The organism is Chitinophaga japonensis, from assembly GCF_007830125.1.
GTDB lineage: Bacteria > Bacteroidota > Bacteroidia > Chitinophagales > Chitinophagaceae > Chitinophaga > Chitinophaga japonensis.
Genome location: NZ_VLLG01000004.1, coordinates 610,820 through 632,532 on the forward strand (window position 1 = coordinate 610,820; position 21,713 = coordinate 632,532).

Sequence of the window (21,713 nt, forward strand, 5' to 3'; positions counted from 1 at the left end):
GGCGGCTACCATCTTACAACAGAAGTCCGTGTAAAAATTTATATTTTACACGGACTTTGTTTTTCATAAAATATTCCACGTCATGTCCATTCATGCTTTTAACATCAATGCCAAAGGCACTGCATCCAACACTTTTGACGCGATCGTGATAGGCTCCGGCATCAGCGGGGGCTGGGCCGCCAAGGAATTGTGCGATCACGGCCTGAAAACACTGGTGCTGGAAAGGGGCCGCAATGTGACCCATGTAAAGGATTATCCCACCGCTACCAAAGCGCCCTGGGAATTCAAACACCGGGGCCGGATGACGAAGGACTTCCTGCAGGAAAACCCGCTGATCAGCAAAGCGGCAGGTTTTGCGGAAGACACCGCGCATTTCTTTATCCGGGACCAGGACCATCCCTATATCCAGGAAAAGCCTTTTGACTGGATACGCGGCTACCAGGTAGGCGGCAAGTCCCTGACCTGGGGCCGGGCATGCCAGCGCTGGAGCCCTTTTGAATTTACGGCGCCGGTCCGCTACGGCTACGGTATTGCCTGGCCCATTGACTATGATACGGTAGCGCCGTGGTATGCGCACGTGGAAAAATTTATCGGGGTATGCGGCACCCGCGACGGCATTGACGCCATGCCGGACGGCGAGTTCCTCCCTCCTTTTGACCTGAACTGCGTGGAAAGCCTGATACAGCAAAAGATACAAGAACACTACCCGGACCGCTACCTGGTGCATGCCCGCTGGGCGCACCTCACGGATCCGCAGCCGGTGCATCTGCAGCAGGGCCGCGCCCAATGCCAGGCCAGGAACCTGTGCATGCGCGGATGCCCTTATGGCGGCTACTTCAGCTCCGTGTCCGCTACCCTGCCCTGGGCGCAGCAAACCGGCCACCTCACGGTGCGCCCTTTTTCCGTGGTGCATTCCATCATTTACGATGAGCAGCAGGGAAAGGCTACAGGCGTAAGGGTGATAGACGCCAACACGCACCAGGCCACGGATTATTTTGCCCGTGTTATTTTTGTCAATGCCTCTGCGCTGAACAGCAACCTGGTGCTGCTCAACTCTATTTCGGACCGTTTTCCCAATGGCCTGGGCAACGACAACGGCCTGCTGGGCAAATACGTGGCCTTTCATAACTACCGCGCTTCCGTGCATGCAGAGATAGCAGGCCCGGAGGACCGGTATTACAGCGGCCGCAACCCTACCGAACCGATCATTGCCAATTACCGCAACCTGCACCGGCAGGATACCGACTACGTGGGCGGGTTCACCACGTTCATGGGCGCATACCGCCGCCGCCTGGACGAGCGCCGGGCCTCCGCACCGGTAGGCGCCGCATACAAAGCCGCCCTTACCGAACCGGGCGGCTGGGAAGTATATATGTACATGCAGGGCGAAACCATTCCCAAGATCAGCAACCACGTACGCCTGAGCCCCGATCAGCAAGACCGGTGGGGCATACCGCTGCTGGTAATGTCCGTGGACTATGACGATAACGACGAAAAAATGATCAAAGACTTTCTTACGCAAAGCACAGACATGCTGGCCAAAGCCGGCTGCACCCATATCCAGCCGTATGACAATCACCAGGCGCCGGGGCTGGACATCCATGAAATGGGCGGCTGCCGGATGGGCCGGGACCCGGCAAGTTCCCTGCTCAATGAATGGAACCAACTGCACCACTGCCGCAACGTGTTCGTGACAGACGGCGCCTGCATGACCAGCACCGGCAACCAGAGCCCTTCCCTGCTGTACATGGCGTTAACAGCCCGGGCAGCGGACCATGCCGTGGATGAGCTGAAAAAATGCAACCTGTAAACTAACGGTGCAGGCCTTCCTGTTTCAGGTAAGCCACCAGTTCCCCGGGCAGGTCGGTCTGGATCACGTTGGCATAAGGAAACTGCGCGCGCAGGGCATCGAAGCCGGCGCCCTTTTCCTGCATTTCCATCCTGTCGTATCTGCCCAGCGCATTGATCCACACCCGTTCTCCGTGGGCGCGTACCCGTTGTACCAGGGTGTCTGAATAGAAAGAATCGTCAATGTGGATGGCCGCATACTTTCCCTGCTGCATAATAGTGTCCGTTTCGGCTGCGCTATGCGCCCGCGGCATGATGGGCATATCCGGGTCCACCTGGTGCAACAGGGACGCATATTTAGCCGCATACAGGAAGAACAGCACCTGCCGTGTGGTGTGCGTGGCGGCCACCAGGGCGCAGGTCTTTTTTGCCGCCTCCACGGAGCCTTCCTTGAAATCTATGTCCAGCATTACGCGGCCCTTCACGGCCTGCAGGGCCTGCTCAAACGTAGGGATCCTTTCCTGGGTAGGCTGGCCATTGTGCAGTAGCGGGAACTGCTGCAGCTCCCGGTAGGTATAATCCTTTACGGCGCCGGGCTGCCCGGTGGTGCGGGTAATGGTTTTGTCGTGCATGATCACCAGCACGCTGTCCTTTGTTTCCCGCACATCCAGCTCCACGATATCCACGCCCAGGCGGATGGCCTCGCGGATGGCGGCCAGTGAATTCTCCGGGTAATGCTGGTGCGCCGCCCGGTGGGCCGCCACCAGCACGCGATGCGGGTGGCGGTAAAAATCTTCCAGTATACTGTCGAGCGCGGTGGCAGATTGCGCCTGCAGCAGGCGGCTGCAGCAGAGCAGAAATATGACGATAAGTGCTTGTTTCATCTGTAGCTGTTTTATGCCGGTTAAAAATATCCTTCATTCTGCGGGAAGGGCACGGTGGAAAGATCGCGCTGGGCCTGTGGAATAGGGCGCAGCACGTGATAGGCTTTTATGTTCGCCGCGTTGGGGTTGTGCAGCTTTACGCGCTCCACCAGTTTGCCGGTGCGTGCCAGGTCCATCCAGCGCAGCTCTTCTCCGCCCAGCTCCCGGGCACGCTCATCCAGCATAGTATCCATATTCAGCTCCCCTGCCGTGATCAGCGGCAGCGTGGTGCCGGGTTTGGCAGCCCTGGCCCTTACCGCGTTAAAGTAAGGCACGGCGTCGTCCGGGCGCCCGGCCAGCAGCAGCGCTTCTGCCGCCAGCAGGTAGGTTTCCGAAAGGCGGAACACGAAGAAGTCGCGGAAGCCCGCCAGGTCCTGCACGCTGGCACGGGTAGCGTCGTCGTGTTTCTTTACGCCCCAGTGCATGTTATCTGTATTGGGTGCAATTGTGGACATCACGCCCGGGCTGGTCTCCCATATCACTGTATCACCCAGTTGCCTGCCTGCCGGCAATGTAGCGCTGTTATTGTAGAACCAGCAGATGCGGAAGGTCACATCAAAGCGGCTGTCATTACTGTCAAACAGGTTCCTGAAAAACGCTGTGGGCCGGAAGCGCGTATAAGGCCGCCCGCCCTGCGCAGCATCCCTTTTCAGGCCGGCAAACTGGTCATAGGCGGGTGTAAAGAATGCATGCCCCTGGTTGCCGCTGCCGTTAAACAGCGCATTGTTGATATACTGCACCGCAAACACGATCTCTGCGTTCTGCTGGTTATTGTAATCAAAAACATCCGCATAGCGGTCCAGCAACTGGTAAGGCCCTTCATCGATCACCCGGCGGGCGGCGGTAGCCGCTCCTTCGTAGTCCTTCAGCAGCAGGTTGATGCGGGCTAGCTGATGCAGGGCCGCTCCTTTGGTTACCCGCCCGTAGTCCGGCGCGGTCCAGTCCAGGTGATCCACGGCAAACTGCGTATCCTCCTGCATCTTTTTCCAGATGTCTGCTTTGGGCGTTCTGCCCGCATCCGTGATCACGCCTTTGGTCTCATGGTCTGTATACACCACGTCGCCAAATTGCAGGGTGAGCCAGTAATAATAGTGCGCGCGTAAAAAGCGGGTCTCCGCTTTATAGCGGTTACGGGCAGCTTCCTCCATCTCTACTGCATCGATCCGGTCGAGGATGGTATTGGCGGCGTTGATGCCTTCATAGCAGTCGTTCCAGAGGTCTTGCAGGTAACCGTTGGACGCATTGAGGGCGGTGGAATAATCGTCCATGAACTTGTAGCCGCCGTCCTTTCCGTGCTGGAAAATATCTGTGCCCATGGTGGTGAGGGTAAAACCTTTCTGTGAGCCGTAGAGCTCGCGCAGCTTGCTGTACACGCCGGTTACGCCATTGCCGATACCGGCGGCATCGCTGTAAATGGATTCCGGCACGGGTTTGTACAGGTCCTTTTCTTCGAGGCTACAGGAAGCCAATGCCATGCAGCCGCAGAGCACTGTTATAAAAAGTTGATACCTTTGCATTGTCTGGTCATTTTATCGTTTTTAAAAAGCGGCGTTCAGCCCGATGGCGTACATCTTCACGGTCGGGTACATGGCGCGGGTGCCGTCTGTTTCAAATTCCGGGTCCTGGCCCTTGTAGGAAGTGAAGGTGAAAGGATTCTCCGCGCTGGCGCTGATGCGCAGGTTCCTGATACCGGCATGCTGCAGCCAGGCCTGCGGCAAGGTATAGGTGAGCGACAGGTTCTTCACCCGCACAAAGCTGGCGTCCCTGAATGCCAGGGTCTCGCCCAGGTACACATTCTCCTGGTTCTTGTCCGGGCGCGGATTATCGTTGGTAGGATTTTCCGGTGTCCAGTAGTCCACATCCAGGTTATTGTAGCGGCCGGCCAGGCGGTTGTTGTTCTCGTACCACATGGAGTACAACATGTAGTTCTGGCGGGTATTGATCACAATGCCCAGCTCCAGCCCCCGGTAAAAAAAGCGGTTGGTGATGCCGCCTGTCCAGGAAGGCAGCCTGTTGCCCAGTATCACCCGGTCCTGGTCGCTGTATTGCTTATCGTTGTTCACATCCTCAATTTTGATCATGCCGGGCTCAAAGCCGTAAGCTTCGGCCGCTTCCCTTTCGGAGGCCTGCCAGATGCCGGTTTTCCGATAGTAATAGAACACGCCGATGGGCCGGCCAATGAACCAACTGTTGCCTACATCGTCCGTACCATCGCCATACAATTGCACAATGGCGTTCTTATTAATGCCGATGTTCAGGTCCGTTTGCCAGCGGAAACCACCGGGGCTGGCAATGTTCACGGTAGAGAGGCTCAGCTCCCAGCCTTTGTTACGGGTGGCGCCGATGTTCTCCAGCACTTCCGTGTAGCCGGTGCTGCCGGGTATGCTCCGCGTGAGCAGCAGGTTCTTTGTGTTGGCGATGTAGTGGTCTACGGAGCCGGTTATACGATTATTGTACAGGCCGAAGTCAATCCCGACGTTCAGTTCCCGGGTGATCTCCCATTCCAGGTTAGGATTGGCGATGGTAGCGGGCAGGAAGCCGATGTTGCCGGTGCTGCCAAAGGCATAGGCTCCCTTCTGCAGGGTGCTGAAAGTGCCATAGGGCTGGATGCCGTTATTGCCGGTGCTGCCGTAGCTCACGCGGAGCTTCAGTGCATTCACCGCGCGTAGCTGCTGCATGAAGGGCTCGCCATCTATACGCCAGGCGGCTGCGGCAGAAGGGAAATAGCCCCATTTATGCCCCGGGGCAAAAACGGAAGACCCATCTGCCCGGGCGGTAACGGTAAACAGGTACCGGTCCCGGAGATCGTAATGCACGCGGGCCATGTACGATAGCAGCAGCCATTTGCGGTAGTCGCTGCTGATGCCTGTTACTTCGCCGGCCGTTTGCAGGTTGTGATAGCTCTGCGCTTCGGAGGGCAGCTTGTTGGCGCTGATGCCGGAGCTGTTGCCCACCTGCTGCTGGGAGCTTTGCAGCAGGGTAACGCCGATATGATGGTCCCTGCCGAAGCGGTGATCGTATTTCAGGATGTTCTCCAGCGTAATGGAGAATACCTCCTGGTCCGTAAGGCTGGCCGTGGCATTACCGCCCTGGTTGGCATCCGTCAGGCTGCCCCTGAAGATGCCCTCGCGTGCCACTTCCATTTCCGGCCCTACGTTCAGGCGGTAGCTCAAATCTTTGGTAATGTTCCACTCCCCATACACGCTGGCAAATACCCTGGTCTTGTAGCGCTGGTCCGTGGTGTTCCTGATGATCATCAAAGGATTTACGCGCTGCCCTTCATCGTTGGTAGGGCGGAACAGCAGGTTGCCCGCGCTGTCGTAAGGCACGCCCAGCGGGTTCAGGCGCAGGATGTTGTCAAACACGGTATTGTCCGTTACGTTCTGCACAGACCTGCTGGCAAAGGTGGATACGCCGAGGCGGATACGGTCGTTCACCTGGTGGTCCAGGTTAATGCGCAGGGCCCCGCGGGTATAATCCGTTTTGTCGATAATGCCTTTTTCCCGGAAATAGTTGAGGGAGATGGCGAACTGCGTTTTCTCCTTTCCGCCGGTAATGGAAAGCTGGTGGTTCTGTTTGGCCCCCTGGTGGTACACGAGGTCCTGCCAGTCCGTGGAGCGGCCGGTGGCCAGGGATTGCAGGGCAATATCGTCAAACAGCGTGGCATCCGGCGGGTATTCATTGTTGGGGTCCGCGGTTCTGGCGGCTTCCCGGCGCAACTGCGCAAACTGCGGTCCATCCATCAGGTCCAGCGTGCGGGTAATGGAGGTAACGCCGTAATAGGCATCGTAGCTGATGTTGGTCTTTCCTGTTTTGCCGCGTTTGGTAGTGATCAGCAGCACGCCGTTGGCGCCGCGGGAACCGTAGATAGCGGAGGAAGAAGCGTCCTTCAGTACTTCTATGGAAGCAATATCGTTCGGGTTGATCTCGTTGAAGCTGGCGTCCATTACGGGAATGCCGTCCAGTACCACCAGGGGGGCGTTGCCGGCGGTGATGGAGCGCTGCCCGCGTATGAGTATGCTGGCGGAGGCGCCAGGCTCATTGCCGCTGTTGTATACATCCACGCCTGCCACCCTGCCCTTCAGGGCCTGTATGGCATTGGTCACGGGCTGTTCCGCGATCTCCTTACCGGATACGGAGGCCAGCGCGCCGGTCACATCCCGCTTCTTCTGCGTGCCATAGCCTACCACCACTACTTCTTCCAGGCCCTTGATGTCTTCCTGCAGCACAATGTTCATCTCCTCTCCGCTTACGGCGATGGACTGCGCCAGGTAGCCGGACATGGAGCAAACCAGCACTTCACCTGCTGCCGCTTCCAGGAAGAAAATGCCGGCGCCGTCTGTGATGGCGCCACGGTTGCTACCTTTTACCAATACGGTCACGCCGGGCAGGGCCATGCCTTTGGCGTCCGTTACCCGGCCCCTGATCTTCAATGCCGGCGCCGCCAGGGTGCGGGGCACGGCCGCCGTTTCCTTTTCCAGGATGATCACTTTCCCGTTCTGTACTTTGCTGGCCAGGCGGGTGTTGCGCAGCAGCTCGTCCACCACCCATTCGATGGTACGCTGGCGGGCATTAAGGCTGACGGCCTTGTAGGGCGCTACAGCCTTTTCATTATAAATGAACAGGTATCCGCTCTGTTGCTGGATAATGGAGAAAGCCTCCTTCAATGACTTGTCGCGGAAAACGGCGTCTATCTTCTCCCCCGGCAGTTGTGCGCCGGTAGCGCCGTATAAAAGCCGTGCAGATAGCAGCAGCAGTATAAGCAATGTGTTACTGGTACAAATTTTCATACCTTTGTACGGGTTTTAATGATTGAATCAAATCGTTATAGCATCCCAGCCGGAAGATCGATCAGTGATTGGCGTTGCGGGTCGGTCTTTCCGGGGAATGGCCGGTGAGGTACTGCCTTACCGGTTTTTTTGTGCGGTGTAGTGACTTCCTGCTTACATAGGCATTTATTTTTAAGGTGATGGTTTACTGAAGATCACGCTATCGTCCTGTATGGCATAGTGCAGGTTATTGGCCAGGCTCAGGGCATCCAGCACTTCCTCCAGCGGATCGGCGGCTGCAAAGCCGGCGGTGATGCGGTAACCGGCCAGGGTAGTATCTGCAAAGGATATACGTACGCGGTAGCGTTGCTCCAGTTGCCAGGCTATGAGGTCCAGCCGTTCGTTGCTGAACAGCAGGCGGCCGGCGGTCCACCCGTTCATGGCGGCGGCGTCTGCCCGTTCCTTATGCCACTGCTGCTGCCGGGTGTAAAGGGTAAGCCGTTCACCGGGCTGCAATACCATTTCACGGCCGGCCAGCTTTTCCAGTCCCCCGTCACAGCTCACGGCCACCTTGCCCTCCTGTACCGTTACCTGCAACATGCCCGGCCCTTCATAAGTACGTATATTGAATACCGTGCCCAGCACGCGGGTGCGGGTGCCGCCGCATTTTACCAGGAAGGGGTGCGCGGGGTCCTGCCGTACGTCCAGGCAAGCCTCCCCGCCCAGCAGCTCTACCAGCCTGCTCCGCCCGCTGAACCTGGCGGGGTAGCGCAGGCGCCCGCCCGCATTCAGCCATATAACAGAGCCGTCGTCCAACTGCAACTGCAGCGGGCGGCCCTGTGCGGCCACTTCCAGCCACCGGGGCGTTGCAGGCCACAGGCGTTGCAGCAGGTAACCCGCTCCCAGCAACAGCAGCAGGCAGGCGGCAACTTTCAGGGCCGTATAACGGGAAACGGGTACACGTTTTGCCGGCTGCCTGACAGTATGCTGTATCTTTTCCCAGATGGCCTGCTCCGTGTGCTGCAGCTCCGGCAGGGCCTGGCTGCTGCGGCGCTCCTGCTCCTGCCGGTACCAGGCTTCCACCAGCAGCCGTTCCCCCGGTGTGCATTTCCCGGCCACATACTTTTCAAGCAGTGCTTTTGTTGGTTGCGTGCTCATGATTGCTTACTTACTTAAATGACAATTGTAAAAGGCGGGAGGGGTAGGCAGGTGTGTTACCTTAATGTTAAGTGACGACCATCAGAACAGGAAAAGGTAATGGGATACCTTCTGCCGCAGGGTGCGGATGGCATTGCTGATCTGCTTTTTCACCGTTTCCTGGGAAAGCTGCAGGCGGCTGGCTATTTCACGGTGGGACAGCGCTGTTTTGCGGCTCAGCTCAAATACTTCGCGCATGCGGGGCGGCAGGCGGCTGATCTCCAGCTCTATCTGTGCGGCCATTTCCTTTTCCGACAAATGCTGTAATAAAGAATGGTCGGTTTCCGCCATGAACTGTTGCAGGGAGTCGAGGTGCTGCCGGTAAGTACGCTTGCGGGCCACCAGGTTCAGCACCCGGTTGCGCACTGCTACGTAGAGGTACGCCGCCAGGGAGCCTGTCAGCTCTATATCGCCGGCTTTTGTCCAGATGGCGGTAAATACTTCCTGCACCACATCCTGCGCATCCTGCTCATGTTCCAGCAGGCGGTAGGCATGCAGGTACAGGGCTGCCCAGAAACGTTTGTACAGTTCTTCAAATGCAGGAACATGCCCCTGCCGGAAATGCTCCAGCAGCGCTTCATCGTGTAGCTCGCTTAACTGTCCGGGATATAAAGACTGGTACATATCTGGCCGCCCCATCCAGGCAGCACAACGGCTGCCCGGATACGGCCAAAATTAACAGGCGGGTATGGATATTTTATATTAAATAATGGTTACTTCACTTTTATGAACTTCAATTGCTTTACCCCGAAATTCGAGATCGCGAAGCCGGTCACAACGTGTTTTTCATTCTCCAGAAACTCCATTTCAAATGCAAAGGTTTCCGGGCCGGCGCCGGAAAATTTATGGTCGCCTACCCGCTTCAATACAATATCTTCCAGCCTCAGGTGCGTCATGACGAGTACATTCCCGCGCACGACGAACGTATAGCTGGTGCCAAGCTCTTCGCTGTAATACCCGCCTGCAAATTCCTCCAGGTTGGAGGGATATGATACGGCAGGTGTACTGGTTGACGGGCCGGGTGCGGCGGCAGACGGCGTTTCCTCTTTCAGTTTATCTTTTATATAAAAGCCGGCCATCTGCCAGCGGGCGTTCAGCCTTTCATTGTGCTCATCGTTACTGAGCGCAATAATGGCAAGACGCTCACCGGGGAAACGCCCCATAAAAGTCCGGAAAGCCGCTGCATGTCCTCCGTGCGAGATCACATCCACCCCTTTGTACTTCCATAGGTTTTGTCCTTTCGCATGAAAGATCGTATCGCCGTCCCCGGGTATCCGCAATACCACTTTCCGGCCATTGTCCAGGCAGGACGCTTCGTTGAACGCTTTTATCAACGCCGGCGTTCCCACTACCGGGTGCTCGAAATTCAATACCCATTTAACCAGATCATCCACGGTCGTCAGGAGATTGGAAGGCCCGGGATTGGAAACGTTCAATGGCTGGTGGTAATAAGCTCCGTTTATCAGCTCGTAGGATGCGGCTTTATGCTTTACCACTTTCCCGTAGTTGTCACAAAACTGCGTGCTGGCCATCCCGAGCGGCCTGAAAATTTTCTCTTCCGTGTAGGCCGCAAACGATTGGCCGGTTACGCGGTGTATGATCTCCGCGAGCAGGGTATAGCCGGTGTTGCAGTATCCGAAGGCAGTACCCGGCGTGAAATTCAAATTCCGCTGCCTTGCCATTAATTGCAAAACCTGCCCGGTCGTTGAGACATCACCCTGCCGGTTCCCGGCTAAGGACCCGATGGCGGCCTGGTCCCTTAAACCGCTGGTATGGCCCAGCAAATGCTTCACCCGGATCACGCTACCGTAATCCGGCAGTTCGGTGATGTATTTCCGGATATCATCCTCAAGGGAGATCCTGCCTTCACCGGCCAGGAGGTATACGGCAAAGGCGGTAAATTGTTTTGATACCGAGGCAATATTAAAGACCGTCTGTGGCGTGACCGGTATATCGTGGTCCAGGTCGGCCATTCCATATCCTTTCCGGAAAACGACTTTGCCGTCCTTCACAATGGCTACGGCAGCACCGGGGGTCTGCGAATTGTAAGCGGCAAACAGGGAATCGATCTTCCTCCCTGCCTCCACATCGGCGGGAGCATCCTGGCAAAATGCGGGAAAACAGGCGGATAACAGGCTCAGTAACAGGGCTATTTCTCTCATTTAAAAAGTGTTTCGCCAAAGATCCGGTTTCCTGTATTCCCGGGGCATTAAAACCTCCAGACATTAGTACGGATTTATAAATCCGGAGTAATTTCCCGCATATATTCATTGGGGGTCAGGCCTTTAATCTTTTTGAAGGCGGCAAAGAAAGTGGACTTTGAGTTAAAGCCCACTTCCTCGCCGACGGCGGCTATCGTGAAATTTGTCCCGGACGACAGCATCTTACAAGCCGCGGCAACCCGGTATTCATTCACAAAAAGGGTGAAGTTTTTCTGCAGGCTGTCATTCAGTATCCTGGACAACTGGTGGCCGGGTATGTTGACCTCGCGGGCCAGGTCGCCTACCTTTAACCGGGGGTTCCGGAAAAGCGCCTGCCCGCTCATGACCTTATGCAATTGAGCAATGATCCGTTGGGCATCCTCCTCATCCAGCTTCCTGTCGCCATATTTCTGAGCGGCAAAAGAAGACAGGTCATTTGCTTTTTTCCGGTGCAGCAGTATGAATATAACAAGATAGGTTACCAGGGAAAAGTACAACGGTCCTATAATATAGCTGCCTTTGGTGATGTTTGCATAGGCCCACACATAGGCAGTAAACAGCAAAAAAATCGTTGCGCAGATCGTCAGTATCCACTTTTCGAAGGGCTTCAGCTTTTCCCCGCCCCTGATCTTTTTAAAAAGCGACTGGACCGAAGCTGCTGTGAGGGCAATGTAAATACCCCATTGCAGATAGATCGCCGGGATCATGTAATGCGTCCAAAGGCGGGGGAAGTGCGCATAGGGAAAAACCAAACCGGTTACCAGCATCACCGCGGACCAGGCTAATAGCTGCACACGCCACGATACCGGCAGTTTCCGGACCTGCTGTATTTCCGTTTTCACAAAGCAATATAAAAAGGGGCCGATGAACAGGCAGGCCGTCAGGCCAAGCTGCAGGACCGTTCTTGGCAGATCATGGTCAAAAAAATAGGCGACGGACTTTCCAATACGGATGCTCAGCGCCATCAACAGGCCGCCCAGGAAATAGTTGGACAAGGTTCGCTTCGCGGTGAAGCAAAGGAAGTATGTGCCGGCGATGAGACCATTAAATGCCCCCAGCGCGCTGAAGAAAAAAAGTAAATTATTCCCAAAGGTCATGGCCGTCATGATTACCCTGCTTTGCGCCGGCAGGGTTGTTTGTTCAAATGTAATGATAATAAGCGTGCTACGGTTGCTTATGGATCAATTGCCGGGCGGTGGTCAATTCCGCACCCGGCGCCGTTACATGATCCGGCTGCACGCCCCGCTGCTCCCAGGAAGTGGTGGTGCCCGGCAACACCGGCGCTGCGGTGGATATGGATACATAGATGGATGCATTCACCGGGTACCAGGTGTTCATATGCGCGCCGCCGGCAGAGGGCTGCCCGATGATCACGGCCCGTTTGTGCGCCTGCAGGGTAAACGCCAGGGCTTCTGCCGCGGAAGCCGTTCCCTTATTGACCAGGATATACAGGGGCTGCCGGTACTTTTCCTGCAGCAGCCAGGGCACGGTCTTTACCGTTTCCAGCGGACCGTTGCGGCCCTGCACCTCCAGCAGGGGAACATCTTTGGGCAGGAAATAACTTTCCAGCACGGCGCCCACCTCGCTGCCACCGCCGCCGTTGTCCCGCAGGTCAATGACGAGTGCCTGCGTATGAGCCACGAACTGCATGGCGGCATAGAGCACCGGGAGGCTTTTGGCGGATATATTAATCTCGGACAAATGGATATAACCGGTGTTCCCTTCCAGTATTTCCAGGGCGTGAAAACCGAAGTTATTTTTTTCCGCGTCAGGCCCGTAGTGGAACACATCCTCCCCCTGCTGCGCGGTATCGGCGGGCGCACGCAGCTCCTTTACAATACCCGGCCCGTAACGCACGTACAAATGACCGTCATGCGCGAAATTGCGCAGCAGGGCCGTAGCAATGGAGTCAAAGGCCTCCCAGTTACCGGCGCTGCGGAAAGCGCCCTGCCGGTATTGGCTCAGCAGGTGCTGCGCAGTCTGCGCCCCTTTTTCCTTAAATACATAATGATCCTTCACCAAAGCAGCGATGGTGGTGAGGGCCGTTTCCATCTCCTTTGCGGGTACGGGCTGCTGCTGCGCCGGGGCAGCGTTGGCGATGAGCGTGATGGCCAGTAATACCAGTAGCGGTTTCATGTTATACATACCTGAATTTTTTTGTACCACAAAGATGCGTCGGTTACTGTTGACGGAATAGAACGGGATTAGCCGGTTTATAATGCGCGGTATGCGCCGGGCAGCATGCCGGTCATGGCTTTAAAGGTACGGTTGAAATGGCTCTGGTCTGCAAAGCCGCAGGTATGTGCAATGGCGGTGAGCGGCATGCCCGTTTGCTGGATGAGGGACAGGGCACGCGCTGTTTTTATCCTGCGCATGTAGTCGCCCAGGGTACAGGAAAAGTAGCGGGGAAAGTATTTGGAGATGGTAACGGGGTGCACGTAGAGGGCCTGCGCAATCTGCTGCAGGGAGAGGGTCTGGTCCCAGCAGTCGTGCAGCAGTTCCTCCAGTTGCGCTATCCAGGGCGGCGTGCCCCTGGGCGCCGCGGACGCCTGCTGATTGCTGAAAGCCTGCAGCAGCAGGGCTTGCATGGCAGGCAGGCTGCTGCTGTCATTGATCCGGCTTTCCTGGTAGATCCTTAATACCAGCAGCGGCAGGGCGGCGGTTACAACGGCCGGGAACTGCAGCCCCTGCCGGGCCAGGAAAGCATCTGTTATTTCCAGGTTGATGTTCTTGGAAGGATGGCGGGTATGCCGGTTGCGGTGCGGCTCCCCGCTGTGGTACAACAGCACCTGCCCCGGCGTGGCGGCCTGCTCCCGGTACCTGCGCTGGTCCAGGGTGCCGCCTTTTACAACAAAGGTAATGTGGTTGTTCTCATGGCAGTGCCAGCCTTCAAATACCTTTTCGCGGTAGATGGTTTCGCTGACGGCCACGCCATCCGCATAAAAGTTGCGGATATTGGCTCCCAGGTAGTTCGTTGTCCCCAATCTGAGCATCATATCCCTAAGATGCAACAGCGGGAAAATTCCATACGCCGCTGTTCCGGGCTGTCAGCGGAACAGGTTCACGGTGGCGCCCACCTCGTAAGCGCCGTCCACATAGGTTTTGATGCCCCCGGTCTGCGTGGTGTACAGGGCCTGTATGAGCACGGTCTTTGCAATGTTTACGCCCAGGCCGGCGGTCACGCTTTTGGAAGTATGGTACATGCCCATTACGCTGGCCACATTGTCCAGGAAACCTACCTGCAGGCCGGCATCCAGTATATTGTCATACCCTTTTACGCCGCGGTAAGCCACTTTAGGCTCTATACGGCTGATAGCGCCGGGCAGCGTAAAGCGGTAGGATGCTGCGGTAAAGAAGATGCCGCCGCCATTCACGCCTTTATCGTCGCCGGTGAACAGCGTGCGGATGTTTGGGAGCGCGCCCTGCAGGGTCCAGCGGCCGTCCGTATAGGCCATACCGTATTCCGCTTCAAAATAGTTGTCGCGGCGGTTAAACCCCGCCAGCGAGGGGTCCGTAATATCCCCATCCACATGCGAATAATCCAGCCGCTGCACGTTCAGCGCCAGCGAAAGGCCGAAGTGCAACTGCTGCCCGCGGTTGCCCAGCGGCAGGTGGTATGCATAGGAAAGCGCCACCCGCGTGCGGTCTATTAACCCGGCCTGGTCATTAAAAATATGGAGGCCGGCCCCTACCCTTTTCCCTACCAGGCCATCGGCTGTGAAGAACGCTGTTCTCGGAGCGCCTTCCACACCGCTCCACTGGCGGCGGTAGGCGGCGTTCAGGTGCAGGCCCGTGTCTATACCGGCCATGGCGGGATTGGCCAGGTACTGGTTCTGGAACCACTGGGTGCCGGAGGGCTCCAGTAATGCCGGCGCATCGCTGAGGCCCTGGGCCATGCCCTGGCTGATGCATCCTGCTGCGAGCAACAGGCAGCAAATAAAGCGCATATATGTACGATTCAGTTTAAGCTGGTTCATGGTGTGCAAATTTAGAAGATCATTGACGGTCCCTTACAATCGTGATATAACCTTTGGTAGTAGCTGCACCGCCGTTGATGGTCAGTATATAGTAATACGTGCCTTCCGCCAGCGGGCTGCCGTTCAGGGTGCCGTCCCAGTCGTTGCTGTAATTCCTGCGCTGGTATACCAGGCGGCCGGCGCGGTCAAATATCTTCAGCTCATTATCCGGGTAGCTGTCTATGTTGCGGATCACCCAGCGGTCGTTGCGGCCGTCGCCATTCGGCGTCAGGATATTGGTAGCATCCACTTTGAAGTCGTCTACCACGGCAATGTTAATGCTGCCGGCGCCGGTACAGCTTGCTGCACTGGTAGCCGTTACTTCGTAAGTGGTGTTGGCCTTTGGCCTGATCTCCAGCACGGCGCTTTGCTGCCCGCCGATAATACCGTCCGCATCCGCCCACTGGTAGGTAGCGCCGCCGGTAGCGGTCAGCATCACGGTCTCCCCTTTGGATACGGTGGTGCCTTTGTCGCTGGTGATGGTCACCGCCGGCAGGCTGTTCACCGTTAGGGTAAAGCTGCGGCGCAGGCTGTCCACCCCGCCGTTGGCCGTACCACCATCGTCTTTGATGGTAACGGTAACGGTGATACTACCCGCCGCAGCGCCGGCTTTCAGGCGGTAGCTCAGCACATCGGACGCATTCACGCTCAGCAGGTCAAATACATCCTGGCTGGCCGCAGCGGTAATGGTGTAGGTTTGTCCCGGTTCCGTAGCGGAAGCGCCGGTCAGTTGCAGGGTATGCGTTTCCGTATCTGCGCAGATGCTTACATCCGTAATGGGATCCAGCGCCGGGGCCTGGTTCACGAGGCCCACCTGTATGGTGACCGGTGTAGCGATGCTGGTGTTCAGCCCGTCACTCACCGTAATATCCAGCGTAACGGTAGTGCCCCCCAGGGCGCTGAGTATGGTGGCATCCTTTACGGTAAGGGCGCCGGCGCCATCTATTTCAAAAGCACCGCCGGAACCGTCTGTAGCAATGGTCCAGTCCTGCAGGGTACCGGCCGTTTCGGTGGCCGCTACCTGGCCTACCACAGTGCCTACGGGTGCATACTGGCTCACGGTGAAGCTTTGTCCTGCCGTGATCAGCGGTGCGGTGGCGTCGTAGGTGAAGGAAACGGTATTGGAAGCGTCGTTGCCGTTGCCGCCAATATTTTCTGCTGCGTCGGCCGGCAGGCTGACATCTACGGCGCCATCGGCGGCGGGCGTAATGTCTGCCGTGTAGGTAATGTTATCCGTGGTTTGGAGATTGCCGGCTGCGCCGTTGGTCAGGTTAATATCTGCAAGCGCCAGGCCGGTGACCGCTTCGCTGAATACCAGCGTTACCGTTACCGGCGTGTTTACGCGGCCGGTAGCAGCAGCGGTCAGCGTAACGGTGGGCCGTTGCGTATTCACGAACACCCCGCTGGTGTTGCCCGTGTTGTTCAATGCGAGTGCAGCATTGTTGCCCGCCCCGTCCTGCAGGGTGCCGCCGTTCAGGGCCAGGCTGCCGCCTACACTGATGCCGTCCATATCCATATCGCCATCCTGTACGGTGTAGCGGAAAGTAAGCGCATTGGTACCGGTGCCACCGGTGTAAGCGGCTTCCACCACGGCAGCGCCAATGGTGATGCTGATGCCCGGCGTGCCGCTCACCGTAACGTTCTCACTGAAATGCACCGTGAAGTCCAGCATTTCTCCTGTCCCATGATAACCGTTGGCGGGCACATCTACCGAAGTAATGGCCGGCGCGGTGGCGTCATACGTATAGGAGATCACGTTAGAAGCCTGGTTGCCGTTGGCGCCCGCATTCTGGGCCACGTTGGCCGGTATGCTGATGCTGACCGCGCCATCTGCCGTGGGCGTTACCAGCACCGTATAGGTAATATTATCGGAGGTTTGCAGGTTGCTCAACGTCGCGTTGGTGACGGCGAAGTCTGCCAGGGCGAAGCCGGTCACCGCTTCACTGAAGGTCGCGGTGAGGGTGAACGGCGCATTGGGCATCGGGGTACCGGACAAGGTAACGGTGGGGATGATGGTATTCACCCATACATCGCTGGTGCTGCCCACACTGTTCAGTGCCGGCAGGGCGTTGTTGGCCGCCGCGTCCTGTATAACGCCGCCATTCAGCACCAGGTTGCCGCCCAGGCTAATGCCATCCATATCCAGGTCGCCATTCTGCACAGTATAGCTGAAAGTAAGGGCGCTGGTGCCCGAGCCGCCGGTATAAGCGGCCTGCCGTGCCGTGCTGCCAATGGTAAGATCCAGGTAAGGAGCGCCGGTGACGGTCACGTTCTCGCTGTAGCTGACTGTAAAGGCCAGCACATCACCGTTGTGATAAATACCGTTGGCCGGTACGGCTACCGCCGTAATAGCCGGTGCGGAGCCATCATAATCAAGGCTGAGGGTATTGGAAGCGGTGTTGCCGATATTCCCGATATTCTGAGCAACGCCGGCAGGCACGTTCAGGCTTACCGCGCCGTCTGCCGAAGGCGTTACCAATGCCGTATAGGTAATATTATCGGAGGTCTGCAGGTTGCTGAGGGTGGCATTGGTAGCCGTAATATCCGCCAGGGTAAAGCCGGTCACCGCTTCTGTAAATACCACGCTGACCGTAAACGCCTGGTTCACCGGCGAAACGGCCGTGGTGGACAAGGTGACGCCGGGCGTTACCGAATAAACAAATATGCCGCTGGTGGCAGGTACACTGTTCAACGTAAGCACGGCATCATTACCGGCGGCATCCTGTATAGTGCCGCCGTTCAATATGATGCTGTTACCAAGCGCAATGCCGTCCAGGTCCTGTTCCCCCGGCTGCACCGTATAGCTGAAGACCAGTGCACTGGTGCCCGAGCCGCTCACATAGGCGGCCTGCACGGCAGCCGCGCCGATGGTCAGCTCCAGGTAAGGCGTACCGGCGCCGGTGTTCACGGTCACATTCTCGCTCATCTGCACGGTGAAGGATAGCACATCCCCTTCTTTATAATAGCCATTGGCAGGCACATTCACACTATTCACCACCGGGGCCACCGCATCTACCAACACGGCGCTGGTATTGCCTACACCAGCCAGGGTGAGGGAAGCGTTGTTAGCAGCAGCGTCCTGCAGGGTAGCGCCGTTCAATGCAATGGCAGTACCCAGGCTGATGCCGTTTGCATCGAGATCGCCATCCTGTATGGTATAGCTGAAGGTGAGCGCATTGCTACCGGTGCCGCCGATATAGGCGGCCTGCACGGTAGCCGTACCAATGGTAAGCGGGATCGAAGGCGTACCGCCGCTTAGCGTTACATTTTCGCTGTAGTTTACGGTAAAGGTGAGCGCATCCCCGCTGCTGTAAGTGCCGTTGGCCGGCACATTTACAGATGTTACTGCCGGGGCCGTGCCGTCGTAGTCCAGGCTGAGGGTATTGGAAGCGGTATTATCATTATTGCCTATGTTCTGGGCTACACCTGCCGGCACCTGCACACTTACAGTGCCATCTGCAGATGGTGTTAGCAGCACGGTATAGGTGGTATTATCCGAGGTTTGCAGGTTGCTGAGGGTGGCATTGGTAGTCGTGATCTCCGCCAGGGTAAAGCCGGTCACCGCTTCTGTAAATACCACGCTAACCGTAAATGCCTGGTTCACCGGCGAAACGGCCGTGGTGGACAAGGTGACGCCGGGCGTTACCGAATAAACAAATATGCCGCTGGTGGCGGGCACACTGTTCAACGTAAGCACGGCATCATTACCGGCGGCATCCTGTATGGTGCCACCGTTCAATATGATGCTGCTACCAAGCGCAATGCCGTCCAGGTCCTGCTGCCCGGCCTGCACCGTATAGCTGAAGGCCAGCGTACTGGTGCCCGAGCCGCTCACATAGGCTGCCTGCACGGCAGCCGCGCCGATGGTCAGCTCCAGGTAAGGCGTGCCGCCGCCGGTGTTCACGGTTACGTTCTCGCTCATCTGCACAGTGAAGGACAGTATATCTCCTTCTTTATAATAACCATTGGCAGGTACATTCACACTATTCACCACCGGGGCCACCGCATCTACCAGCACCGCGCTGGTATTGCCTACACCAGCCAGGGTGAGGGAAGCGTTGTTAGCAGCAGCGTCCTGCAGGGTAGCGCCGTTCAATGCAATGGCAGTACCCAGGCTGATGCCGTTTGCATCCAGGTCTCCATCCTGTATGGTATAACTGAAGGTGAGCGCATTGCTGCCGGTGCCGCCGGTATAGGCGGCCTGCACGGTAGCCGTACCAATGGTAAGCGGGATCGAAGGCGTACCGCCGCTTAGCGTTACATTTTCGCTGTAGTTTACAGTAAAGGTGAGCGCATCCCCGCTGCTATAGGTGCCGTTGGCCGGTACATTTACGGATATCACGGCCGGAGCCGTGCCATCATAGTCCAGGCTGAGGGTATTGGAAGCGGTATTGCCGTTCTGACCTGTATTCAGGGTTACATCTGCCGGCACCTGTATAGTCACAGTGCCATCTGCAGATGGCGTTACGTGTACAGTGTAGGTAACATTATCCGCGGTACTCAGCCCGCTTGTCACGGCGTTCGTAACGGATATATCTCCCGTGGCAAAGCCGGTTACTGCTTCGGAGAATACGATGGTCACGGTAAAGGGCAGGTTCACCGGCGAAACGGCGGTGGTAGACAGGGTGACGCTGGCCTTGATAGCGTATACCCGTACACCGGTGGTAGCCCCTACGCTGTTCAGGGCCAGGTTGGCGTTATTGCCGGCAGCATCTGTGAGGGTGCCGCCGTTCAGCACTATGCTGCTGCCGAGGGTAATACCATCCAGGTCCTGCTCTCCGGCCTGCACGGTGTAGCGGAACAATAGTGCACTGGTGCCGGAACCTGTCACGTAGTCGGCCTGCACGATAGTACCACCGATGGTCAGCTCCAGGTAAGGCGTGCCGGACACAGTTACATTTTCATCCAAGTTCACGGTAAAGTCCAGCACATCGCCTTCGTGGTAGTAGGCGTCGGCGGGTACATTCACGGATGTTACCGTGGGGGCAATATTGTCGATGGTCCAGTTATGGGTAGCAGGCGTGCCATCCAGATTACCCGCCTGATCCACGGCCCTTACGCTGAAGGTATGAGCGCCTGCCGCTAAACCGGTATAGGTAAGCGGAGGGGTAACCGGCCCATAGGCGCCTCCGTCCAGGCTGGCCTCAAAGGAAGCGGTTTCGTTGGAGCTAAACTGGAAAGTGGCAGTAGTGCTCGTGGTAATGAGCGACGGACCGGAATTAATGGTAGTTTCCGGCGCTGTCTGATCCAGGGTGATGTCATCTGATACCGTGGTCACGTTGCCGGCCGCGTCACGGAGCTGCATGTACACGGTTTTGAGGCCATCACCGGTAGCTAGTGTCCAGGAGCTGCTTGTAGTAAACGGCGCGAAAGTAGTAGTCCAGTTACTGTTCTCGTTGGAAAAACGCATCTCGTATGCCGGGGCAGTACCATCGGCGGTCAGGGTCAAGTTTACTGTGGCAGCGTTAGTATAAACGTTATCATTATTGATCACTAGAGTGCCGGTAGGTGGAGTTTTATCAATGGTGTACACTTCACCGCCTTGAAAAGGAGCGTTGGTCAGGGTATTACCCATGCCACTGCCGTTTACATCCAGGCGGATGGTGCCATCACCGCTACCGGTGTTAACAGTAACGGTATAAGTAGTACTGTTAACAGGAGTAACGCTGGTCACACTCGTGCCAGTGATGTCGCTTGGATAGGATACCGTAAATGCAGAAGGGGTTACATTAAACGCATCGCCACTGAAGGTGACGGTGTACTGCACGGTAGCAGCATTGGTAGGATTGGTACTTGCCCGTACCACGTTGATAACGGAAATGTCGGGGGGCGTTAATTTTAACAAACGGCCGTTTGCAGGCGAAGCTGAAATACCATCATTGGCAAAAATGGTTCCATTACTGGTAACCACCAGCCCCCAGGGATAAAATGGCCCAAAAGCATTATCATCATAGGCTAAGCCGCTAAACAATACTGTTCCGGTAGTAGTGCCGGCCGCTATTGGCGCCGTATACTTTACAATATGTGAAACATTGGCGGTGGCGGTAGCCTGTGTAGTATACAGGTTACCATTGGCATCAATGGCGAGGGAGCTTATATTATTGCCGGTAATAAGGTCAGTTGGAGAATAACCGGAGGCAGCAGTCAGCTTTATAACCTTGCTTTGGTTGTTATTGACCCCGCGAAAAGCATCCAGCAAATAAATATTTCCCTGCACATCGGTTACAATGCCCCAGGGGTAGGTATTGTTGAAGGAAAGCGCTAAGCCGGAATACAAAGGAGTGCCTCCATGCGCGGAATCCGTGATGTTAGCAGCATCGTATCTCATCAACCGATAATTACCGCTACCGCCGTCATATTCCATGCTAAGCAGGTTATCGCTGGCATCTACCGCCACGGCGGTAAAATAACGGCCCGTGCAGACAACGCTTTTGGTATAGCCGCCGCCTGAATTGGTTAGCTTTACGATCTCCCAGGCGTTGGAAGGTTCAGGGTTAGTAATAAACACATCGCCCAGGGAGTTTACAGCTACGCTCCAGGGGTATTCTACGCCGAAGGCCAATCCCTCATAAATAACGGTTCCCGGCCCGACGCCGCCGGCATACCTTACCACTTCATAATTATTATTTGCGGAATTGTAACGGGTCACGTAAATATTACCCGCAGCGTCTTTGGCCATGCCGGCAAAATTCTTACCGACGTCCACATTGGTAGAATTGTATTGGGCCAGGGCGGCATTTGCTGTAAACAGCACGCCCAGGAAGCATATAAAGATCTTTAAGACCTGTGCAAATGTAAATCTCATTTCATGCAAGGGTG

At 56.5% G+C, this 21,713-nt stretch carries 12 protein-coding genes; 1 reads left to right on the plus strand and 11 read right to left on the minus strand.

Annotated features, from left to right (window positions below; genetic code table 11):
* Window positions 1–82 precede the first annotated feature (82 nt).
* Complete coding sequence (locus LX66_RS19610; RefSeq protein WP_145716704.1) at window positions 83–1,810, plus strand: GMC oxidoreductase; 1,728 nt, start codon at window positions 83–85, stop codon at window positions 1,808–1,810.
* 1 nt (window position 1,811) lies between these two features.
* Here LX66_RS19610 and LX66_RS19615 read toward each other — a convergent pair whose 3' ends face one another.
* The 11 genes from LX66_RS19615 to LX66_RS19665 all read right to left on the minus strand — a co-directional run bounded on the left by LX66_RS19615 (window position 1,812) and on the right by LX66_RS19665 (window position 21,699).
* Window positions 1,812–2,672, minus strand: a complete 861-nt coding sequence (locus LX66_RS19615; RefSeq protein WP_145716706.1) for a glycerophosphodiester phosphodiesterase family protein — start codon at window positions 2,670–2,672, stop codon at window positions 1,812–1,814.
* A 20-nt stretch (window positions 2,673–2,692) separates the two neighbouring features.
* Window positions 2,693–4,228 (minus strand): RagB/SusD family nutrient uptake outer membrane protein, encoded by a 1,536-nt coding sequence (locus LX66_RS19620; protein ID WP_145716708.1) that lies wholly within the window; start codon window positions 4,226–4,228, stop codon window positions 2,693–2,695.
* Between the two features lie 21 nt (window positions 4,229–4,249).
* A complete protein-coding gene (locus LX66_RS19625) occupies window positions 4,250–7,501 on the minus strand; it encodes a TonB-dependent receptor (protein ID WP_145716710.1) in 3,252 nt (1,083 codons plus the stop codon).
* A 171-nt stretch (window positions 7,502–7,672) separates the two neighbouring features.
* Window positions 7,673–8,638, minus strand: coding sequence for a FecR family protein (locus tag LX66_RS19630; protein WP_145716712.1), 966 nt, complete (start codon window positions 8,636–8,638; stop codon window positions 7,673–7,675).
* A gap of 81 nt (window positions 8,639–8,719) precedes the next feature.
* A complete protein-coding gene (locus LX66_RS19635) occupies window positions 8,720–9,301 on the minus strand; it encodes an RNA polymerase sigma factor (protein ID WP_158642685.1) in 582 nt (193 codons plus the stop codon).
* Between the two features lie 89 nt (window positions 9,302–9,390).
* Entirely contained in the window at window positions 9,391–10,839 is a 1,449-nt protein-coding gene (locus LX66_RS19640; protein ID WP_145716717.1) for a serine hydrolase domain-containing protein, read from the minus strand.
* A 74-nt stretch (window positions 10,840–10,913) separates the two neighbouring features.
* Window positions 10,914–11,975 carry an AraC family transcriptional regulator gene (locus LX66_RS19645; RefSeq protein ID WP_158642686.1) on the minus strand — a complete coding sequence of 354 codons (1,062 nt, stop codon included), beginning with the start codon at window positions 11,973–11,975 and terminating at the stop codon, window positions 10,914–10,916.
* A 67-nt stretch (window positions 11,976–12,042) separates the two neighbouring features.
* A complete protein-coding gene (locus tag LX66_RS19650) occupies window positions 12,043–13,014 on the minus strand; it encodes a S41 family peptidase (protein WP_158642687.1) in 972 nt (323 codons plus the stop codon).
* Window positions 13,015–13,091: 77 nt separating this feature from the next.
* Window positions 13,092–13,874 (minus strand): helix-turn-helix transcriptional regulator, encoded by a 783-nt coding sequence (locus LX66_RS19655; RefSeq protein ID WP_145716724.1) that lies wholly within the window; start codon window positions 13,872–13,874, stop codon window positions 13,092–13,094.
* A gap of 51 nt (window positions 13,875–13,925) precedes the next feature.
* Entirely contained in the window at window positions 13,926–14,855 is a 930-nt protein-coding gene (locus LX66_RS19660) for a PorP/SprF family type IX secretion system membrane protein (RefSeq protein WP_145716726.1), read from the minus strand.
* 19 nt (window positions 14,856–14,874) lie between these two features.
* A complete protein-coding gene (locus LX66_RS19665; RefSeq protein ID WP_145716728.1) occupies window positions 14,875–21,699 on the minus strand; it encodes an Ig-like domain-containing protein in 6,825 nt (2,274 codons plus the stop codon).
* Window positions 21,700–21,713 lie beyond the last annotated feature (14 nt).